The 21,667-nt window shown below is 48.6% G+C and carries 18 protein-coding genes; 12 read left to right on the top strand and 6 right to left on the bottom strand.

All coding sequences use genetic code 11. The annotated features are described in order from the left end of the window. Positions 1-52 precede the first annotated feature (52 nt). The 4 genes from ASF99_RS13320 to ASF99_RS13305 all read left to right on the top strand — a co-directional run bounded on the left by ASF99_RS13320 (position 53) and on the right by ASF99_RS13305 (position 4,406). Positions 53-292 carry a DUF1146 family protein gene (locus ASF99_RS13320; protein WP_235515945.1) on the top strand — a complete coding sequence of 80 codons (240 nt, stop codon included), beginning with the start codon at positions 53-55 and terminating at the stop codon, positions 290-292. Between the two features lie 221 nt (positions 293-513). Next, complete coding sequence (gene murA, locus ASF99_RS13315) at positions 514-1,818, top strand: UDP-N-acetylglucosamine 1-carboxyvinyltransferase (protein ID WP_023469491.1); 1,305 nt, start codon at positions 514-516, stop codon at positions 1,816-1,818. Positions 1,819-2,035: 217 nt separating this feature from the next. Beyond that, positions 2,036-3,016, top strand: a complete 981-nt coding sequence (gene mreB / locus ASF99_RS13310) for a rod shape-determining protein MreB (protein ID WP_023469490.1) — start codon at positions 2,036-2,038, stop codon at positions 3,014-3,016. A 193-nt stretch (positions 3,017-3,209) separates the two neighbouring features. Next, positions 3,210-4,406, top strand: coding sequence for a multidrug efflux MFS transporter (locus ASF99_RS13305; protein WP_023469489.1), 1,197 nt, complete (start codon positions 3,210-3,212; stop codon positions 4,404-4,406). 46 nt (positions 4,407-4,452) lie between these two features. On the opposite strand, the gene ASF99_RS13300 is transcribed toward ASF99_RS13305, so the two are convergent. Beyond that, positions 4,453-7,305, bottom strand: coding sequence for a sensor domain-containing protein (locus ASF99_RS13300; RefSeq protein WP_235515944.1), 2,853 nt, complete (start codon positions 7,303-7,305; stop codon positions 4,453-4,455). Positions 7,306-7,547: 242 nt separating this feature from the next. Between ASF99_RS13300 and ASF99_RS13295 the strand changes: the two genes are divergently transcribed. Together ASF99_RS13295 and ASF99_RS13290 are read left to right on the top strand one after the other, a co-directional pair. Then, positions 7,548-8,342: a flagellar hook-basal body protein gene (locus tag ASF99_RS13295; RefSeq protein WP_055969278.1), complete on the top strand. Its 795-nt coding sequence runs from the start codon at positions 7,548-7,550 to the stop codon at positions 8,340-8,342. A 15-nt stretch (positions 8,343-8,357) separates the two neighbouring features. Continuing rightward, positions 8,358-9,140, top strand: a complete 783-nt coding sequence (locus ASF99_RS13290; protein ID WP_023469485.1) for a flagellar hook-basal body protein — start codon at positions 8,358-8,360, stop codon at positions 9,138-9,140. A 50-nt stretch (positions 9,141-9,190) separates the two neighbouring features. Here the strand turns inward: ASF99_RS13290 and ASF99_RS13285 are convergent, their stop codons facing one another. Next, positions 9,191-10,036 (bottom strand): NAD(P)-dependent oxidoreductase, encoded by an 846-nt coding sequence (locus ASF99_RS13285; RefSeq protein WP_055969275.1) that lies wholly within the window; start codon positions 10,034-10,036, stop codon positions 9,191-9,193. A gap of 100 nt (positions 10,037-10,136) precedes the next feature. Then, positions 10,137-12,677 carry an ATP-binding protein gene (locus ASF99_RS13280; RefSeq protein WP_055969273.1) on the bottom strand — a complete coding sequence of 847 codons (2,541 nt, stop codon included), beginning with the start codon at positions 12,675-12,677 and terminating at the stop codon, positions 10,137-10,139. 249 nt (positions 12,678-12,926) lie between these two features. Here ASF99_RS13280 and ASF99_RS13275 point away from each other — a divergent pair, with 249 nt between their 5' ends. Both ASF99_RS13275 and ASF99_RS13270 read left to right on the top strand, forming a co-directional pair. Next, positions 12,927-14,084: an AI-2E family transporter gene (locus tag ASF99_RS13275; RefSeq protein ID WP_053454391.1), complete on the top strand. Its 1,158-nt coding sequence runs from the start codon at positions 12,927-12,929 to the stop codon at positions 14,082-14,084. Positions 14,085-14,151: 67 nt separating this feature from the next. Next, positions 14,152-14,475 (top strand): winged helix-turn-helix transcriptional regulator, encoded by a 324-nt coding sequence (locus ASF99_RS13270; RefSeq protein WP_029342725.1) that lies wholly within the window; start codon positions 14,152-14,154, stop codon positions 14,473-14,475. 51 nt (positions 14,476-14,526) lie between these two features. Here ASF99_RS13270 and ASF99_RS13265 read toward each other — a convergent pair whose 3' ends face one another. Continuing rightward, complete coding sequence (locus ASF99_RS13265) at positions 14,527-15,462, bottom strand: class F sortase (protein ID WP_055969270.1); 936 nt, start codon at positions 15,460-15,462, stop codon at positions 14,527-14,529. Between the two features lie 96 nt (positions 15,463-15,558). Continuing rightward, on the bottom strand, positions 15,559-16,926 hold the full coding sequence (locus ASF99_RS13260; protein WP_055969268.1) for a hypothetical protein: 1,368 nt from the start codon (positions 16,924-16,926) through the stop codon (positions 15,559-15,561). A gap of 386 nt (positions 16,927-17,312) precedes the next feature. On the opposite strand from ASF99_RS13260, the gene ASF99_RS13255 reads away from it, so the two are divergent. The 3 genes from ASF99_RS13255 to ASF99_RS13245 are packed head-to-tail and all read left to right on the top strand — an operon-like array spanning position 17,313 to position 18,479. Then, entirely contained in the window at positions 17,313-17,600 is a 288-nt protein-coding gene (locus ASF99_RS13255; protein ID WP_023469478.1) for a DNA-directed RNA polymerase subunit beta, read from the top strand. Positions 17,601-17,626: 26 nt separating this feature from the next. Beyond that, the gene (gene fabZ / locus ASF99_RS13250) at positions 17,627-18,049 is read left to right on the top strand and encodes a 3-hydroxyacyl-ACP dehydratase FabZ (protein ID WP_023469477.1); all 423 of its coding nucleotides are present in this window, start codon (positions 17,627-17,629) and stop codon (positions 18,047-18,049) included. A 7-nt stretch (positions 18,050-18,056) separates the two neighbouring features. Continuing rightward, positions 18,057-18,479: a hypothetical protein gene (locus tag ASF99_RS13245; RefSeq protein WP_053454386.1), complete on the top strand. Its 423-nt coding sequence runs from the start codon at positions 18,057-18,059 to the stop codon at positions 18,477-18,479. Between the two features lie 45 nt (positions 18,480-18,524). Here ASF99_RS13245 and ASF99_RS13240 read toward each other — a convergent pair whose 3' ends face one another. Then, the gene (locus tag ASF99_RS13240; protein WP_235515943.1) at positions 18,525-20,042 is read right to left on the bottom strand and encodes a S8 family peptidase; all 1,518 of its coding nucleotides are present in this window, start codon (positions 20,040-20,042) and stop codon (positions 18,525-18,527) included. 139 nt (positions 20,043-20,181) lie between these two features. On the opposite strand from ASF99_RS13240, the gene ASF99_RS13235 reads away from it, so the two are divergent. Beyond that, on the top strand, positions 20,182-21,618 hold the full coding sequence (locus ASF99_RS13235; protein ID WP_055969265.1) for an SdrD B-like domain-containing protein: 1,437 nt from the start codon (positions 20,182-20,184) through the stop codon (positions 21,616-21,618). Positions 21,619-21,667: the final 49 nt, after the last annotated feature.

Genomic DNA, 21,667 nt, shown 5'->3' with positions numbered 1-21,667 from the left:
TTCATTTTATGAAATCATGGTAAAGTTGAAGAAATTATGAAGAAGAGGTGCAATGGTAGTGACGTCAATTGGTATTAGTGCTCTGATCAGCATGCTCATGTATGTGATTGCCATCTTGTTTGCTTGGTGGGTGATGTTACCAATCAAATGGGATAAATTCCTGCAACATCCTAGAGGTCCACAGGCGGTTTTACTACGTGTCCTGCTTGCTGTTGCTCTTGGTTCCAGTCTGGCGCGCTTTTTACTTGAATATGCGGGTTTTGCGCAACGTCTGAAATTCTTATTCAGCTGAACTTGTAACTTCATTGTAAACCTTGTATCGTGAAACTGGATTACCATGGAAAAGGACACTGTTCTTTAATGAAAGAACACAGTCAATTTATCAATCATCGAAACAGTCGCGTAGTAGTTTTAACTATTGGGAGTTTCTCTTCTATCGGTTCATCTCGAACCGCATACGCACTTATCACGCCATCATAAATAGAACAGAAACGAAGCAGAGGAGTATGGGGAATGGAAAAAATCGTTGTCCGAGGCGGACGTAAATTAGCTGGCACAGTCAAAGTAGAAGGTGCAAAAAATGCCGTATTAAAAACACTCGTTGCAACATTGCTTGCATCAGAAGGGAAATCCGTCCTTCAAAACGTACCACGTTTAGCAGACGTCTATACGATCAATAACGTGTTGCGCAACTTGAACGCGGAAGTCGAATTCGATGCGGAAGCCAACACGGTGACGGTCAATGCAGAGCCGAATCTTAAAGACGAGGCACCACTCGAGTACGTGCGTAAGATGCGAGCTTCGATTCTCGTCATGGGTCCATTACTTGCACGCCTCGGGCGCGCACGCGTTGCAATGCCAGGTGGCTGTGCAATCGGATCACGTCCGATCGATCTTCACTTGAAAGGATTCGAAGCGATGGGCGCGAAGACGATCATCGGAAACGGATTTGTTGAAGCGCATGTCGACGGTCGTCTCCAAGGTGCAAAAATCTACCTCGACTTCCCATCAGTCGGTGCGACAGAGAATATCATGATGGCTGCGACACTCGCAGAAGGAACGACAGTCATCGAGAACGTCGCAAAAGAACCAGAAATCGTTGACCTTGCGAACTTCTTGAACGCAATGGGCGCAAAAGTCCGCGGTGCAGGTACAGAAACGATCCGCATCGAAGGCGTCGAGAAATTACACGGTGCAACACACTATGTCATTCCTGACCGGATTGAAGCAGGTACGTTCATGATCGCAGCAGCGATCACAGAAGGTGACGTCGAAGTCATCGGTGCTGAGCGCGAACACCTTCGTCCACTCATCTCGAAGATGGAAGAGATGGGCGTTAAGATCACGGATACAGAAGAAGGACTCCGTGTCGTTGGTCCAGCAAAACTTGAAGCAGTTGATGTCAAGACGATGCCACACCCTGGTTTCCCGACAGACGTTCAAGCACAGATGATGGCCCTCGTTCTCAAAGCAGGCGGCACATCGGTCATCACGGAAACAGTTTTTGAGAACCGTTTCATGCACGTTGAAGAATTCCGTCGCATGAACGCGGACATCAAGATTGAAGGTCGCTCGTCGATCATCAATGGTGGTGTACAGTTACAAGGTGCGGAAGTTCTTTCAACGGATCTTCGCTCAGGTGCTGCACTCGTCACAGCAGGATTGATCGCTGAAGGCGAAACGCGTGTCGGTGCGCTTCACCACATCGATCGTGGATACGTCGACTTCCACCTCAAACTTCAAGCACTCGGTGCAGACGTCGAACGTGTGACAGAAGAAGCGGCAATCGTCGAAGAAACGGCAGCAACAAAGCTTTAATTCCAATTATCCAAGCATCATCTCATGTTTTTGAGATGATGCTTTTTTGCTGTATTTTCAAAAAGATGACAATGAAATGTGAAAAGCGAAAAAGAAAGTCGTTTCGTTATGAGGCGTATGCTAGAATTGAAAAGTATGTATACATAAATGGGTTAGACGTCCAAACGACGTTCTATATTTTGGAAGAATAGCCATCGGGTAAAGGAGAGCACACGAGATGTTTTCAAAAGATATCGGAATCGACTTAGGGACGGCGAACGTCGTCATTCATGTCAAAGGGAGAGGCATCGTCCTCGATGAGCCATCGGTCGTCGCGATCGATAAGGCAACAGGTAAGATTCATGCAGTAGGAACGGAAGCACACTTGATGGTAGGGCGGACACCGGGGAACATCGTCGCGATTCGTCCTTTACAAGACGGAGTCATCGCGGACTTCGAAATGACGGAAGCAATGCTTCGCCATTTCATCGATAAGATTGAAGTCCGTAAGATGTTCGGTGGCGTCCGGATGTTGATCTGTACACCAGCAAGCATCACGACGGTTGAAGCGAAGGCGATTCGTCAAGCCGGTGAAAAATCAGGCGCAAAGACGGTCTTCCTCGAAGTCGAGCCGAAGGTCGCAGCAGTCGGTGCCGGTATGGACATTTGGATGCCAGCAGGGCACATGGTCATTGATATCGGTGGGGGAACGACGGACGTCGCTGTACTATCGATGGGTGATATCGTATGCGGGGAGACGATCAAAGTCGCAGGAGATCGCTTCGACCACGACATCATCCGTTCAATCAAGGATACACATAAGCTCATCATCGGGGAACGGACGGCACAAGCGGTCAAGACGACGGTTGCTACTGTTTCAGAAGACGGACGGAGCGAACAGATGGATATTCGGGGACGCAATCTCGTGACAGGCTTACCGCACAACATCACGGTGACCTCTGAAGAGATGCACGAAGCGCTCGCGGAAGCAGCGATGGAAATCGTCGAAGCAACGAAGCGTGTGCTCGAGAAGACGCCACCAGAGCTTGCAGCGGATATCATCGATCGCGGTATCATCCTGACGGGTGGGGGCGCACTCCTTGACGGCATCGATCAACTGCTTGCAAAAGAACTCGGACTACCGGTTCTGATCGCAGAAGATCCAATGCTATGTGTCGCACGCGGTACAGGCATCATGCTCGATAATCTAGGCAAGTGATGAAAAGATGGAAGTGTTCTCAACGGAGAATGCTTCTTTTTTTGTAGCATTCATTTTGCGAATTAATGAAGAGTAGAGGACAACTGGAAGAAATACTTGAACGATTCAAACGCTAGACATTTCACATTGTGAAGTGTATATTAGAAGTTGTTGTATTGAAACGAATTGTAAAATAAAAGGAAGTGATGCCACAATGCCATTGTGGAAAAGAAATTTAGTCGTCGTTTGGTTCGGTAGTTTTTTGACCGCTGCAGCCCTCAGTCTCGTTTTACCGTTTTTGCCCTTATTCATTGAAGAACTTGGTGTCGACAGCCGACAAGACATTACGACCTGGTCCGGCATCGCCTTTGGTGCAACGTTCCTCGTCGCTGCGATCGTCTCACCAATCTGGGGACGTCTCGCTGACCGAAAAGGACGGAAGCTGATGTTGCTTCGTGCAAGTCTTGGTATGTCGATCGTCATGTTCTTGATTAGTTTCGTTCAAGACGTCTATCAACTCGTATTCTTACGTCTTGTCATGGGAGCCGTATCCGGATTCATTTCAGCCGGCATTACACTCGTTGCTTCCCAAACCCCAAAAGAGAAAAGTGGCTGGGCGCTCGGCACCCTGTCGACCGGTGGGATTGCCGGTGGATTGCTAGGACCTCTCATTGGAGGATTCCTCGCTGACGTTGTTGGGCTTCGACCCGTTTTTCTCTTTACGAGCGTACCGCTCTTCATTACCTTCCTCGTGACCTACTTCTTAGTTAAAGAAGAATTCGTCCCAATGGAAGTTAAAAAGATGGCGTCCGCGAAGGAAATCATCCAGTCGCTGCGTCATCCGGAACTGATTTTAAGTCTCTTTTTGACGACGTTCCTGATTCAGTTCGCGGCACAATCAATCAGTCCGATCCTGTCGCTCTATGTCCGGGAACTCAGTCCGGGTACAGAACGTCTCGCGTTACTATCCGGGATCGTCGCTTCGGCACCTGGGATCGCAGCATTGATTGCAGCGCAACGACTCGGTCGTCTATCGGATAAAATCGGAGCAGAGCGTGTCTTGTTTTTTGCGCTACTTATTTTTGCGGCGTTCTTGATTCCGCAAGCATTCGTCACGGATACGAGCCAATTGATCGTCTTACGGATGGGAATTGGTTTTGCGACAGCAGCACTAATGCCGTCCGTCCAAACGTTGCTTCGGAAGAATACGCCAGCCAATGCGTCAGGCCGGATCTTTGGATATAACCAGTCCGCGCAGTTCATGGGGAACTTCCTCGGACCACTCGCGGGTGGACAGATTGCCGGGCACTTCGGCTTTGAAGCGTTATTCCTCTTCACTGGACTGATCGTCATCACGAATGCCGTGTTAGAGCGGACACAAACAGCAGTGCTCAGTAAAAATAACGGATAAGGTAAAACACGTCGACTCTAACGAAGGAGTCGACGTGTTTTTTGTCTTAAGAAGGCGGTTCGAGAACGTCTTCCAAAAAGGAAGGTTGAGAATGTTTCAGTTGCTCCTGGACGAGAGAAGAGAGCGCACGCACCTTGAAATCCGCTGCATAATGGAACAGGCCGTTATCGAGTTCCGTGATGGATACAGGAACGAGAAAAATCTCGGGATGAATCAATGAGGCAAGTGTCACGTTTAGTTCGATGTTTTGATGAATCGGAAGACGAATCGAAGAGTAGAAGAACAGCGTCTTATTCGTACATCGGTTGATCAGGATATCAGAGGATCCGACTTGGATGGCTCGACCGTTTAGCCGGGTAATCGTGATTTGAGCGAATAACGATAAGATCGCTTCGACTGGAGCGGCTGTACCGGTGTGTTGAGGATATAACATCCCTTTCGTCAGTAATTTTTCAAAAGTGCTCTCTGACACAGGTTTGCTAAACAAATAACCTTGAATCAGGTCGCACTGTAACTCGCGATAAAAGTCGAGCTGCGGAATCGTTTCGATGCCTTCTGCGACGACTATCAATTGAAACTCCTTTGCCATGAAGAGAATGCTTTTGACGACGGAACGACTTTTTGGATCGTGCTCGATCAGTTGCGCGAGGGAACGATCGATCTTTAGGCAATTGATCGGATAGCGCTGGACGTGAGAGATCGATGAATAGGCGGTACCGAAGTCATCTAAGGAGATATGGACACCGAGTGCAGAAATTCGTTCTAGAATCTCATGGATTTTATCGCTTTCAAGTAAGATGTCGGACTCGAGTAATTCAATCTCAAGGAGATGACCCGGTACTCGGTATCGCTTGAGATATTGTTCGATGACTTGTCCGAAATCTCCGTAAAACAGACGCTTCGGGGAGACGTTGATGGAAATCGGAACGATGTTCGAATGGCGTTGTTCGCGAAGCTTACTGAGAAAACGACATGTCTGATCAAGCACCCAATCCCCAATGTGGAGATACATCTCACTTTCTTCCGACAAGGAGAGGAAATCCTTTGGCGTCAAGCGTCCCCACTCCGGATGATTCCAGCGAATTAACGCTTCGGCTCCTTGAATATTTCCGTTCCAGCCGTCGACTTTCGGCTGGTATTCGAGGACGAGCTGCTCGTTTTGAATGGCGTACCGTAAATCCCGTTCGAGTTCATAACGGCGATACATATCAATATCGAGCGTCGTCGAGTAAAACTGATAATTGCTCTTCGTTCGTGATTTCGCACGCCGGAGTGCTGTATACGTTTGTTTCAATAATTCGTCTGCTGATAGTTTATCGTTGACGACGTATGTGATACCGATATAGACGTTCGTGAACAATTCATAAGACAAGACATCAAAACGTTTTTCAGACAGCTTCAGTAGCTGATGGCTTAGTTTCACGATAGCTGTCTCATCAATCGGTTTCTTAATGATGAAGAGATACTTATCACCGAACAGATGACCGACGAAATGATCTTGATCTGCAAAGCGACGCACTTCAGTACTCGTCTGGCGAATCCATTCATCTCCGACATCATGTCCGAAACGTTCATGAATGACATTGTATTGCTTAAAGGTGACAGCAAGCAACGTAAACGATGTTCGTGTCTTCAATAAACTCGTGATTTCCTCGAGTAAAAAGGCGCGGTTCGGTAACTGAGTTAACGAGTCATGCATGGAGAGATGCCAAATCGTATGCTGTTGCTCTTTTAAAATCGTAATGTCAGACGAGACCCCATAATGACCCGAGACATCGCCCTTATTATCAAGAATTGGAATACAGGTTTCCTCGATCCAAAAGACATTGTCGAGGAGTTGGAGGCGATAGACGTGTCGGATGACCTTACCGTTACGAATCTCAGGATACGAGAGTTCTAAATGTGGTAAATCCTCGGGGTGAATCAGTGTCCGCCATAACTGGGGTTCCTTTTCAATCCGGTTCAGGATGTGCTGATAGGGAGCTAAAAAACCGGCTGATTGAAACGTGACGGTTTGCGGATGATAGATATGTTCGTAAATGGACGTATCCAGTGAGCCGAAGACATCCTTTAAGGACTGAATGGCATGATCGCGTTCGCGTTCAAGACTCGTCAGCTCCGTCGCATCATGCAGGATGAAGTTGACGCAGCGGGGAGAAGAGTTTTGCTGAAGTAAGGCATCACAACGAACGACTTTCGTATAGTGACGTCGTTTGCTCATTCGAAGGGACATCGAGAATTCAGCAATCTGCTCGTCACACAAGGCAGTACTTTGTTGTAAGAATAGATCGCGGTCTTCCGGGTGGATTTCGTCGAGCAGTTCGTATGCATCCATTTGTGCGACATGACGCTGTGACCATTCTAGCAATTGACTAAGTGCGGCATCGGCAGTCAGTTGTTTCGTCGAAGGAATATATTCAAGAAAGGTGACGCCGTCAAGCGTCGTCGTCAACTGTTCCTTTGCAAGTAGACGATTATAAGCGGTACGTAATTCTTTTTGTTGGGAGACGTCACGCGCAATGCCGTAAAGTCCAATGATGACGTGTTGATTGTAGAGGGGAATGTTCGTGACGTTGACAGTCAGGATTTGACCATCTTTTCGTTGAATGTCCGTTGTGAAATGAATCGTTTCGCCTTCGTGAACACGATGTTTTAGTGGTGCAATACGTTCAGCTTCTGATTTGATGAGCAGCTCGCTGAAATGCATACCACGGATCGCGTCGGTAGGATAACCGAGTAAAAGAGGTAGCTTATTATTAAATGCGATGAAATTTCCTTTCAAATCCATCGTATAAACTGCATCCGGGTGATTTTCAAGGAAGTGGGTCATGTCTGTCAACAGTGTGAAATCTAAAGAAGGAGTGGTCGATTGGTTCGTACGTCTTTTAAAGAAAGACACCGTCATCACCTCGTTTCAACTGGTCGATATGAACTACTTCTAATTATACCCAATTGGAATAATTATGAATATGAAACGAATTCAAAAGAAGGAGAATGATTTTTTGACAGGAATGGTAGTACTTTAGATGCAACTAAGAATTTTATTCCCTTTTTTTGAAAAAAACTCATAATCTGAAGCAAACGGACCGATATACTAAAAGATAGAATTGAACATGAAGTCAATGAGGAGATGAAATATAGATGTTACGCGGAATGTATACGGCATCCGGTGCGATGCAGGCATTGCAACGCCAACAAGAGATGTTGAGTAATAACTTAGCGAATGCACGGACGCCCGGCTTCCGTGCCGATCAAGCATCCCTGCGCACGTTTCCGGAGATGATGATCCATCAAGCGGCGACGAATGAACGGACGGGAATTCGACCTGCTGGAAACGTCGGTACGCTCGCGACAGGTGTGTTTATGCAGGCGGCGACACCGAACTTCGCACCTGGATCCATCACGGAGACAGGAAATGCGACGGATTTACAGATTAGTTCGATCGACGGTGTGCCGATGTTCACGATTTTCCATAATACGGGAGAAGGAACAGGAATCGAAGGAGAAACATTGTATACGACGAATGGGCAGTTCGCAGTCGATGGAGACGGTATCTTACGGACGACGGACGGCGATCAGGTACTCGATGAAGACGGTAACTTCATGAATGTCGGCAATGACGATTTCAAAGTCTCACCTGAAGGTATCGTGACGCGGGGGAACGGAGAGCAAGTCGGACGACTTGGACTCGTGACGACGAATAATACGGAACAACTTGAACGAGTCGAGAACGGACTCTACCGGGCTCCTGAAGCGTTGGCACAAGGAAACGTCAAGGTCGATCAAGGGGTACTTGAACTAGGGAACGTCGCAATCGAACAAACGATGGCAGAGATGAACGCTGGTCTGCGTCAGTTTGAAGCGAATCAAAAAGTCATTCAAGCGTATGACCGGACAGCGGAAAAGGCAGTTTCTGAAATCGGTCGCGTCCGATAATGAAAGGGGAACACCATGCAATCACTCTATACGTCAGCTAGTACAATGGCGCAATTACAAAAACAACTCGATACGACCGGGCACAACTTAGCGAATGTCGATACGAACGGATATAAACGTCGTGACGCCCAGTTCAAGGAGCTGTTGACGCGTAACATCCAGAACCAACCGGCTGCATTGCAAACGGGACCTTTATCGACACCGGCCGGCTTACGAATCGGTGTCGGCGGCTATGTCGCTAATGAAGCGACGCGCTTTTCGATGGGAACGTTCAAACGGACGGACCGGGCACTCGATGCCGCCTTATCGGATCCGCATCATTTCTTTGCGGTCATCGATCGGGATGGGGTGACGAAGTTCACGCGAGACGGAAACTTCCAACTATCTCCGCAAGCCGATGGGCGTATTCAATTGACGGATGACGCGGGACGGTCTGTCGTCAACGGTCAAAATGAACCAATTCTCTTACCTGCGGATGCGACGGGTGTCGAATTGAACAAGGACGGCAACGTCACGGGAATCGTCAATGGAGAGCGCCGTGTCCTCGCGCGACTTGCTGTCGGGTATGTCGACAATCCGAATCAGTTGACGGAAGATGGAGCCGGCTTGTTTACAGCACCAGGACAGTATGAAACAGTCGATGGAAATCCATTGACGGTCGGCACACTCGAGTCGTCGAACGTCGATATGGCGACCGAGATGACGAATTTGACGCAGATTCAACGGGCGTATCAATTCAATTCAAAAGCACTGATGACGACCGATCAGATGATGGGAATCGTCACGTCACTGAAATAACATGAAAAAGCAGATCGCCTCAGATTTGAGTGCGGATCTGCTTTTTACGTTCAGTCTTGTAAGGCACGATAGATGGCTGCCATATCAGCATCACCGTAATTCGATTTTGCCTTCGCATAACTACGATCTGCTGCTTGAGCGAGTGGCAACTTGAGCTGCTGACGTTTTGCTTCAGTTGTGATCAGCCCGAGATCCTTCGCCATCAGACGGAGTGGGAAGGCAGATGGGAAATCATTGTTTCGGTACATGTCCCGTTTACCGGTGAAGAGTGGCGTGTTCATGCCCGATGCACTGATCATCTGGATCAGCTTCTCTTTCTCGAGACCCGCACCTTCTCCGAGCAATAACGTCTCCGCGACTCCTTGTCCGACGACGGCGAGTAAGAGATTGATGGCAAGTTTTGCCGCACTTCCTGAGCCATGTGGACCGAAATGGATCGTTTCCTTTCCGAGTAGGTCAAGATACGGCTGACAAGCCGTGACGACGTCTGCGTCACCGCCAGCAAGCAAGACGAGCTGCCCGTTTTCTGCGACGGGGACGGACCCCGAAACAGGAACTTCAAGATACGTCCCACCATTCTCTTCGACAAGCCGAGCCATCTTCCTTGTCTCTTCCGGTGAGATCGTACTCAAGTTGACGATCGTCTTACCTGTGAGGTCGTCTGTTACACTCTCGAGAACGGACGCGACAGCAGGACCGTCCGCGAGCATGACGAAGATGATGTCGCTTTGACGTACTGCTTCCTGTGCTTCTTTGACAGCTGTTGCTCCTCGATCAGTCAATGGCGCTGTTTTTTCAAACGTCCGGTTGTAGACGATCACGTTATGCCCACCGTCAAGCAGACGTTTTACCATCGGTATACCCATATGTCCTAAACCAATCCATCCCAGTTGCATGTTGATTCCTCCTTAAAATAATGCGCTTTTGACTATACCCCGCACTTCATTGAATCTAACGACAAAAGAGACCGTCCACATGATGTGAACGGTCAGGTGATTAATCTTCATACGTGAGGATGGTCGAGATGACAGCAATCGGGAAACGGATCGTAAAGGTTGATCCAACACCGACGACGGATTCGACATCAATCGTTCCGCTGTGGTGTTTAACGATTTCCTTACAGATTGATAGACCAAGACCGGTTCCACCGATTTTCCGTGTCTCGGAGTTATCGACACGGTAGAACTTATCGAATAATTTTGGAAGCGCGTCTTGTGGAATCCCAATGCCTTCATCCTGGATGCGGATTTGGGCGAAACCAAGTTCATTTGTAATCCGTATCAAGACCGTCCCACCGCTCGGTGAGTACTTGACGGCATTGCTGAGCAGGTTGTTGAGCAACTGCTTCATCTTTTCTGCGTCGCCGTCGATCATGATCGGTCCACGTGCCTCGAAATCAATCGTGTGCGTCTCGTGCGAGACATCATAGAACTCGATTAAATCCTGGGCGAGTTCGACGACATCAAACGTCGACATCTCGTAACGGTGTTCACTCGATTCCATGCGCTGGACGTCGAGGAAGTCATTGACGAGCGTCGTCAGGCGACCCGTCTCGGAGTGGATCGTCTGGAGATATTTCCGTTGCCGTTCTTCCTCGAACCGTTTATTAAGCATCAGCTCGGTGAAGCCATAGATCGAAGAGAGTGGGGTCCGTAATTCATGCGAGACGGTCGAGACGAATTCTTCCTTCATCCGCTCGGCTTCCGTCTCTTTCGTCACGTCACGGAGAACAAGCATCGTACCGACCCACATGCCGTCGACTTCAATCTTCTCGGCATAAATCTGGATGTACGTACTCTGTTTTCGAATCGAGACGATCAAGCTATCTTTTGGTAAATTCAGCTCAACGATCTGTTCGATGTAACGCTCAAATGGTGCTGGTTCATCGATGATGTCAGCGAGTGCTTGCATCGCTTGCTGGAAGGCAGAGCGCTCTTCGTCTTTGAACTCTGTTGGGACTTCCGGGAACAACGTCATCAGCGGTTCGTTGACGAGCAATTCGTCCGTCTCATGTTCGATGTAGACGACTGCTTCCCGGATCGAGTTCAACAGTTGCGTCGTCTTATTCTTCTCACGAATCATTTCTTCATAGATCCCCATCCGTAAGAGTGAGAGTGATAATTGATGCGAGAACGACAGGATGTCATCCATCTGCTCCGCTGTAAAGGCGTCACGATAACGAACGAGATAGATACAGGCAATCATGTGCTCTTTTGACGGATCAAGAACAGGGACTGCGACCTCATACATATAGTATGGGTATGGAAGCGGACTCTCATGCGCGACCTGTTTCGATGAATGAACTGGACGCTTCAGGAGGCGTGCGCGGTGCAAGAGTGATTGATCATCGGAGACAAGACGACCGACCATCTCTTCCGTCATCCCATAATCGATCGTCGAGCGGACTTCTTGTTGATCGAGGAACAACAGGGCACCGATCTCAGAATGCGTGATCGAGACGAGCTTCTCGATGATTTCCGGATACGCCGTCAGTGTCTCACGGGACGCAAGCGTCTCGGTCAATTCATTGCGGTACTTGAGATGTTGTTCGCTCCGAAGCGTGATATCGAGTGCTTCCTCAAGCTCTTCCTGTTGCGCTTGCAGTTCTTCTTGCTGGGCGACGAGTTCTTCCTGTTGTGCTTGGAGTTCTTCGTTTTTCGCCAGCATATGGACCTTGTTATCAGCAATCGAAGCCGCCATCTGATTGAATGATGTCGTCAACGTATGCAGTTCGTCCTTACGTTTTGGCAATGGAATCGCTTGGATGTCTTCACCTGTTGCAAGCATCGCGCTGTCACGAGACAAGGCATTGACTTGTTTTGTAATGCGGCTGATGAATGGACGCACGAGTGATAGGAGCACTAGTATCAGCACGACGAGATTCGAGAGCCAGATGAACTGCGCAACGCGCATCTCGCCTAGAAGATCGTTCTTTGCATCCACTTCCTTCCCTTGGATCAACGTCAGGTAATCACCAAGCAACGTATCAATCCGTGTCATATCGATATCAGCATCTGACAGACTGACTGATCCACGTAACGTCCCATTCGCTGTGAATAAGTCTTTTCCGTTCGACAGGGCAGCAAGTGTATTCGGATCAACAAAATCTTCGTTGATTTTCCCGTCCTTTTTTCCTTCGACGTATTCGTTGAGGAGCGGAAGTGACGTTCCAAAATAATCGTCATACATTTGACGGGTTGCCGTTGCATATTCTTTCCCTTGCTCATACACGGCATACTTTTCGAACCATGTCGTTAAGCGATTAATTTCCTGTTGATTTGTCTTGACGGCATCGAGTGTTTCTTGTGAGCCCGTCAATAAGTAAGATTTGACGTTACTTTGCGCGACGGTCCACTCGCTTGCGAGGGCATTGGCATTCGTCCGTCGTTCGCGCAAGTCATCGAACGTCGCATTCGCCTGATCGATCTTCTGTTCCGTATAGAAGTAAACGATTGCAGACGTGATGCTGAGAGCGACAAACACCATATAGAAGGCGAACATCAATTGGCGACCGATTGTATGGTTGATCCATTTCACTAGGGTATCCTCCGTATTCTATTTTTACATGTATGAAAAAGATTTCTTAAGTCCGAATATACTCATCTTACGCACATTCAACGGGTACGGCAAATTTGAATCTGCAAATCTTATTAAAACAAATATATCATATATTGGTTAAAATGGAGGGAACGATATATTTTCTGAGAATAAGGATTAAGAAGCGTTGTTTTAAGGAAAACAATAGGGGATATGGAACTTCATACTTTAAATTAGGGAAGTGGTTAGATGCAAAAAATGTTCGAAAACAAATGGTACCGATTTGCGTGGTGGATCATGACGTTACTCATCATCGTCTGGATTGGCGATCATGTCACGTTCCTATTCCGACCGGTCGCGATTCTGCTTCAGATGGTCGTTCCGCCGCTTGCGATTGCTGGGATTCTCTATTATGTCCTGCTGCCGATCGTCGAGTTGCTCGAGAAAAAGATGAAGCGACGGCCTGCTGTCTTGATCGTCCTCGTTGGTCTGATCGGGATCTTGACGACACTCGGCTTCATCTTCGGTCCGATGCTATCGGAGCAAATCACACAGTTCGTCAATTCGATTCCGACACTCGCGACACAGTTCCAGCGTCAATTGATCGATGTCCGAGAGCAACTTGAAAACAGTTCGGTTTTCTCACGCTTCTTGTCAGGACCGGATAACCTGTTCAATAAGTTTTCTGGCAATATTTCGGAATACGCTTCGACATTCTTGAAGAACATCGGGACGGGTGTCGGTGGCTTCGTCAGTGTCGTAACGACAACGGTCGTGACGATCGTCATCATCCCGATCATGTTGATCTATATGTTGCTTGATGGCGATAAGCTAAAAGGTAATCTCGTCAAGCTGATGCCGTACGAATATCATAAAGAAACGAAAAAAATTCTCGGGGACGTCCACTTGACGATCATGAGCTACATCCGCGGTCAGGTCATCGTTAGTATCGGGGTCGGGATCATCGCTTATATCGGATACTTAATCATCGGAATTGATTATGCGTTGCTGCTCGCCTTGTTCGCAACGTTGACGAACATCATTCCGTTCCTCGGTCCGGTGCTCGGTGTCATTCCAGCGTTGATCGTCGGGTTCATTCAAGATCCGATTCTTGCGATTTATGCGATCATCGTCATGACGGTCGCGCAACAGATTGACTCACACATTATGTCACCACTCGTCCAAGGAAAAACGCTCGATGTCCATCCGTTGACGATCATCATCGTCTTACTCGTCGCAGGGAACATCGCTGGATTCTTCGGTGTCTTGTTAGGCGTTCCATTCTACGCCGTCATGAAGGTCGTCATCTTGAACATTCGTCGTCTCTATCATCTTCGCTCGCAAAAGAAGATGGTCATTACGGAAGAAGAGAAGACGTTCGATACGATTATCACGGAGCGCGATTGAGTTTTGAAATTCACGTAAAAGTGCGTCATACTGAAGAGGTAGTTAAGAAAAAGGGGGCAGGGATCAGATGGATTCACGTCATACCGAAGAACAAGCCGATTTACTGGCATTGCAGAAGTTTCAGCACAATTTCGAAAATAGCCTCAAGTCGAGTATCATTTATCTCTTACGGGACGGTGCGTTGACGATCGGGGAACTCGAGCAACGGATCGATCAGTCACACGGTCAAATCCTCGAACAGTTGCAGGAGCTGATCGAAGATGGACTCGTCATCCAGCAGATGTCAGAAAAAGTGCACGGGCTTGCCTACTATTTAACGGCACCAGCAGAAGATCTCGTTCGTCAGTTCAAGGAATCGATTCGCTGGAGCAAACAGCATATTCGTTATTGAGGAACGTCAAAAGCCAGAGTCGCAATAGGGACTCTGGCTTTTGTGTGGATATTAGCGGCGTACGGCACTGAAAGCTTCTTCCGATTCAATGCCTGCTTTGTTGACGGCTGTAATGATGAAGCGACCCGTCGCATCTTCCGGAAGTGGGAAAGCTTTCCGTTCGATGACGTCTGTTGTACCGAGTTTTTTACGTTTGCCGTCTTTTTCTTGATAGACGTTATATGATGTCACATCTTTATCCGTAGATGCATACCAGTTAACGAATCCGCCACTGACGCGGACGTTCGTGGCTGGTTTCGGTGGCGTTTTGACAGGATCAGATGCTTTCTCATCAAGTTCTGTGAAGACGACGAGTCGATCATCATACGTACCGGCATTTCGGTCAAACGTTCCGATACACGTGATCAAGTTCAAGTTCCGTGTATCTGCTGGACCGAAGATTTTCTTAAGTGGTGCTTTCAAGTGATCGTATTGGACGAGCTTCTTGACGCGGAAGACGAGTTTCCGTCCGGACGCATCGGTAATCTCGACTGGATCACCTTTTTTCAGTTCATGTAGCTTATAGAAAATGGCTGGACCGGTCTTCGTGTCGGTGTGACCGTCGATGACAGCATTACCAACGTCACCTGGACGTGGACCGAACTTGTACCAGCCGGCTTGTTGTTCGTTTTTCGGTGTTGCCATCGCGCCATCTTTATCAAGCCCGACTTGTTCGACCTTCGCTTTGATGTCGTGCTTTGGAATGACGAGTTGTTTTGGAAGTTCGACCTCCGTTGCAGAGAGATCCTTGAACTCCTTCTTGAATATTTCAGACGGTTTGAGCGGATCTTCTTCCTTCGTCTCGGAAGAGGCCGCGGATTCCGTTTTTTGATCACCTTGCGTGATGTTTGATGTATCTGGTTTAGTTTGACCAAATAGGAGGAACAGCAGTGTTCCGACCGATGCGACCATCAAGACGATGCTCGCCGGTAATAACCAACGTTTCATAAACGCGTAGCTCCTTTCCGAGAGAAGGGATTCCCTCTATGTAAAAAAATAACAGGATAGCATGTGGCTATCCTGTTATTGAGTATACCCAATTTCTTAAGCGTTTTGACGTTTGCGTGCGAGAACAAGACCAACTGCTCCGAGTGCGAGACCGAATACTGCGATTGCACCTGTTGTTGCAGCTGTGTTGTTGTCGCTCATACCACCGTTACCAGTGTTTGGCATTGAGCCTGGTGTACCATCCATGAATTTCTCTGGCGATTGTTTAACGATCGCTTCACCGAGGTTTTCACCTACGCCGTACATGTAAGCGTAAGACTCACGGAATGTGTCGACAGAACCTTTGTAGTCGCCTTCAACATACTGCATGAACGTATCTTGGACGTAAGTCTCGTGACCTGATACGGCTTCTTGTGCTGCTTTTGTTGGAAGGTTTTCTTCTGTTGCTGCACCGAGGAATGCACCGAAATCATTTGAGAACATTTTGAGCATTTCTTGTGCGTCACCCATCAATTTCTTGTCGTCATTGATTGCTGCTGTGACAAGGTTTGCTTGTGCTTCGATGTGGTTTTTCGTCCAAACTTGTTCGAACTGATCTGCACCAGCTTGACCGTAGATTGATTTGATCGCTGCTTTGAAGTCTGCAGTGTGCATATCTTCAGCCCAGTTTGCTGCATCGTAATCTTTCGCTTTATCCACACCAGCTGTCATGCTGAGGTTTGCAAGTGCAACGTGTTCAGCTGCAAGGCTGTTAAGTGTTGAACGAAGATCTGCTGCTTTTGAGTCAGCTTTCGTGTTATCGAATTTCTCAGGCATTTGTGTTGTGATAGCGACTGAGAGTGCTTTTGAGATATCGTACATGCGGCTGTATCCTTCACGGAACGTGTTGTACGATCCTTCGTAGTCACCAGCTGCATATTGTTGGAATGTCTTGTAGACATCTGCTTCGTGCGCACGGAGGACTTCTTCAGCTGCTGCTTTCGGGAGTTTACCTTCCGTTGCTGTATCGAGGAAGCTTGAGAGATCTTGTACGAACTCTTCTGTTTCTTTCTTCGAAGCGTTGATGCCGTCTTGGTCATCTGCTTTTACAGCTTTGACGAGGTCTGTTGTGTATTTATTGTGATCAACGAAGATTTTCTCGAATTGTTTTGCGCCTTCATCGCCGTAAACTGAAGCGATGGCTGGTGTCATATCGAGTGCATTTTGTTTAAGTGCTGCTTCGTAATATTCTGCGTCTTTTGAACCGTCATATTGTTTTTTCATGTCCATGACAGCGAGGACGAAGTGCTCTGAAAGTAACTGATCGAGTGTGGCACGAAGGTCAGCAGCTTTTGTTTTGACCGTGACGTTCTTTGGTGCCTCTTGTTTCATGTCATCTGCGCCACCAGAAGCGAATGCTGCTGTTCCTGGAAGTACGAGTGCTGCTGCCATTGCTGATGCTGCGAATTTTTTAGTGTGTTTCATGTTGAATCCATCCTCTCGATTTTAAGGTAGTGGAGCGCTTGCTTTGGTTTTTAATATGAAAAACGTTTGGAAGCGTTGATCTAAACTTGAATAGAGGGATGAAACCGGGCCCGTGTCATCCTGTGCTTGTAAGTGTTGCTTGTGAATCTGTAAGGCTTACGCGGATGGATGGCATTTGGATTTAAAAAAATGTGAGATTTACGGAAATAATGTGTTGCGAATTTTTTACTTCCTTATATAAAAAAAGAAAACTTTTTTTAAATGTTTACCGATCGCTCGTGTTACACTAGCTAGGAACCAGGAGAAAACAAAGTCATTCCTGATATTGTTACCTGGTACTAATGTGCTATACTACGCTTAGACTGAATCAATGAAAGGTGATCAAAATGGTACAAGACCAAGCAGGTACGGAACAGCCAACGCGTGAACGTTCAAAGCGACATCAACAAGGCAAGGACGCTGGAACATCTGAAAAGAAAACACCACGTCTTCGGAAGTACACGACGCGACGTGTCCCAATTCTCGTCCGGTTGTTGATCGTTCTCGTTCTCGTCATCGTCGCACTGGTCGTCGGTGCAATGGTAGGGTATGCAACGTTTGGTGGTGGCGAGGCAATGGATGTGTTAAAGCTCGACACATGGACCCGCATCACCGATTTTTGGATGAAATCTTAATTTGTCAGTGATGGGAGCTGTTTAATATGTATACAATCGAACAAATCAAGGAAGTCATTCCGCACCGTTATCCCTTTTTGCTCGTCGATCGGATTTTAGAGGTCGAAGAAGGCAAACGCGCGGTCGGAGTGAAAAACGTGTCTGCGAACGAAGAATTCTTCAACGGACACTTTCCTGACTATAACGTCATGCCCGGCGTTCTCATCGTCGAGGCGCTCGCGCAAGTCGGTGCCTTCGCTGTCCTCAAGATGGAAGCGAATCAAGGAAAGCTTGCTTTCTTTGCCGGCATCGAGAACTGCCGCTTTAAACGTCAAGTCGTGCCAGGCGATCAATTGCGCCTCGAAGTTGAATTGACGAAGTTACGTGGACCTATCGGAAAAGGTCGTGCCACAGCGACGGTAGACGGGGAAGTCGCCTGCACTGCCGAATTGACATTCGCAATTAAGTGACGACCAGATGAAACGCTGGTTGCTTCCTCTCGCGATTTCCTTATTGATCATCCCTGGCTGTCAGCGTGCTGAAAAGGTCGAGACCGCTTCCCCATCGGTCATCGTCGACCCGATCAAACGGGCTGGTCAGACAGAGAACATCTCCGCCCAGATTTCCTTGACGAGTAAGGACCGGATGCGTTTGACGATCAAGACGACGAATGACATTCGTCTTGACGATCAACAAGTCGACATTCGCTTAGAGGTCTCGAATCAATCGATTCCGTTCCCATTCGTGTCGTTTTCCGCTAAAAAAATGGGTGAGATTCGCACGTACACTTCAGATACAACCGTTGAAGATGAAGTTTTCAACGAAAATCGCCTGCCTGTCCTTGTCATTGACGCCGGAGCAGGACGCGGGATTGAGATTCCGCTCGAAATCATCCGATGAACGATAAAGCGCCGACTCCTGTCACAGGAATCGGCGCTTTATCGTTTATTTGACGAGCGAGACGGCACGGTTTACGTCGAGGCGACCGTAGCCGTATGAGGTGTCGTAGCCTTTTGTTCCGAGATCTCGGGCAGACGATTTTAAAAGCTTCTCTGTCGCACTCGGTGACAAGCTCGGCTTCAAGCTCATCAAAAGACTCGCGACTGCTGCGACGTGAGGGGCTGCCATCGAAGTCCCACTCGAATAGGCGAGTTCACCGTCACCGATATAACTTGGGATCTCAACCCCTGGGGCGACGAGATCGAGTCCTTTTCCACGATTCGAGAACGAAGCGCGGACATCTTTTCGGTCCGTCGCGCCGACAGATAGAACATGCGCATAGCGTGCAGGATAGCTGATCGTCTTCGCACCGTCATTACCGGAAGCAGCGACGACGAGCACCTTCTTCTGATCGGCATACGCGATCGCATCCTCGATAGCGCGTGATTTTTCATCCATTTCTAGACTGAGGTTAATGACGCGGGCGCCTTTTTTGATCGCATGGAGAATACCACGTGCGACGTCCGACGTGGAGCCTTGCCCGTTTGCATCAAGGACACGAATCGGAATCAAGGAAGCCGCTGGATTGATCCCTTGAATGCCATACAGATTATCGGCATTCGCAGCAATGATCCCGGCGACATGAGAACCGTGACCGTCCGGATCGGTGACGGAAGTCTTTCCGCGAATGAAGTCGTACCCGAGATCGGTTCGGACGCGTCCTGCGAAGTCGGCATAGGTCGAGTTGATCCCGGTATCAACGACGGCGACAAGTGTCGGCTGTAACGTTTTTCCGGCGAGTCGTTTTAAGGCAGCGGCGTACTGGATGTCAGCCCCGACTTTTCCTTTTCGTTGTCCTGTGTTCTGGAGCGACCATTGGTACGGGCGATACATATCCTTTGCCGTCCGGACGGTCTGTGTATGCTCGACGTAGTCAACAGCAGCTGATCGTTCTAAGTAACGTTTTGCCTGCGCTGCGGCAGCATTCGTCTTGAACGTCCATTCTTCGAGGGACAGGCCCGGAAGCGACGATCGTGTCGCCTGGAGCGACGTCGAGACGGATTGTTTCAGACTGCCGTGCTTCATCTTGACGAGGAGACTCGCGGTCTTTGACGTCGTCGCACTTGGTTTCATCGGTAGGAGCGGCTGGAGTTTACGAAGGATAAAAGGAATTTGATAGCGGGTTCCCGGTTTCCCTTCGAAGACGACGTACTGTGTACCGGACCAGCTGAGCGGGAAGATCAACGCTTCGTCCTGCAATTGGCGATACCGTTTGTAAGTCGTCCCTTTGCTGTAATTCGTCTTTGAGGTATAGATAGAACCTTTCGAGCGATCGAGATCGAATTCGAGATGCGTTGCCCGTTCAATATAGAGGGCTGACGGTAGGGTGAAGACGGCACGTCCGGACGCATCATATGTACCGCGTAACGTCTGACTCGTCACCGGAAGTGGTGTCGTCGCAGCCGAGACGGCGGACGGGGTCAGGAGACTGACACCGAGGAGGAGTGGAAGGATACGTTTCATGAAAAATCACGACCTTTACGGAAAATGGTGGAAAGTTGAAAAAAAGGACAGTTCAAACAAAATTATCTGGTTTAATTTTACGTTGTTGTTTAAAATTTAGATATGTTTTTCTTATAGAAACGGAGCTGAATGAGACACCATGAAAAAAATCATCATCTTTTTGTTACTCCTGATGTGGAGTGGAACGGGTATCGCTCCGGTCCAAGCTGAATCGAAATGGGACGTGACAGCAAGCGGGACAGGACCGTATACGTTGACCTTCACGGGAGAAGGCATCGTTGATGTGACGAGTGAGACGGCGCTTGCGTTCTCAGACGGTTTGACGGGAAGCGGCATTGATATCACTGCACATCCGACGGTGACGTTCACAGCAGAGACGGCACCACGGATCGTCGTTACGGAACCAACGACACAGCAATCGATCCTCCTTGAGTTTCCGAAAGTCGACGCGGAGGAGCCGGTAACGGATGATCCTGCGACACCGGAAGAACCGGTCACAGAACCGGAAGTTAAACCAGACGTCAAACCGGATACACAACCGGTCACACCAAGTAAATCAAAACCGACGACGCCGACAAAGGAAAAGCCGGTCACAGAAACAAAACCGGCTCCGGCGACGAACGTCAAGGCGACGAAGGGGCAAATTACGGGAACGGTCTGGTATGACGCGAACGAAGACGGGATTCGCCAAGAGACGGAAGCCCTTCTTGATGACGTTAGTGTCTTCTTGATCACGCCACGTGGCGACGTCACGGACATGGCGATCACGGAACAAGGGAACTACATATTCGAACAGGTGACACCAGGAACGTATCAAGTAAAAGTCGATGGCTATGACATCGGCTTGTATACGTTCACGAAGCCGCATCAGGATTCAGATGTCAACACGTTCGGAACGACGAACGTAACGATCCAAGCAGGGGACGTCCGGGTCATCGATGCCGGTATGACGGAAGGGGACGAGATGATGGAACCGTCGCACTTCTTGACACTGACAAACTTCGTCGATGCGAATGGGGACCAACAGCCGCAGGAAAAAGAAGAGACCGTCCCGATGACGTACACGTTACTGGATACCGTCACGGGGGAAACGGCATGGACGATTGAAGACGAAGGAGATGATCACGCTTTTGCGGGCGGAGACAGCTTCCCGGTCGGCACGTACATTTTAAAAGTCAAAGCGCCTGCCGGTTATACGGTTAAGGCGATGCATCACCTCGATTACATTGCGTTTGAAGAGGACATGAGTGAGGCGAAGGATGCTCAGGCGCACCTCTTGAAACACTTGAAGCGTCAATCGGTCGACGCCGTCCTTGATCTAACACGCGATGGTGGCGGAACAATGGTTGCCGTCGAACTGGCGCCACCTGTTCAACCGGTCAAGGAAACACCGACGAAAGTCGTTAGTCCGGTCAAATCGACAGTACCGGTCGCAGCAAAAGCGGACACGACGTCGACCCCAAGCGTTACAGTGGAACATCTACCGCAAGCAGGGGAAGACAAGCCGTTTCCGTTCGCGGTCGTCGGTGGCATGAGTGCCGTTGTCGGAGTATGGTTGCTCGTTCGAAAACGATAAGGCTTAAACGGAACGTCTCCTACGCGGAGGCGTTCTTTTTTTTATGGAG

This window comes from Exiguobacterium sp. Leaf187 (assembly GCF_001423925.1).
GTDB classification, from domain to species: domain Bacteria; phylum Bacillota; class Bacilli; order Exiguobacteriales; family Exiguobacteriaceae; genus Exiguobacterium_A; species Exiguobacterium_A indicum.
The sequence above is the reverse complement of the archived record's forward strand: the minus strand, read 5'-3'. Positions and strand labels throughout refer to the sequence as shown.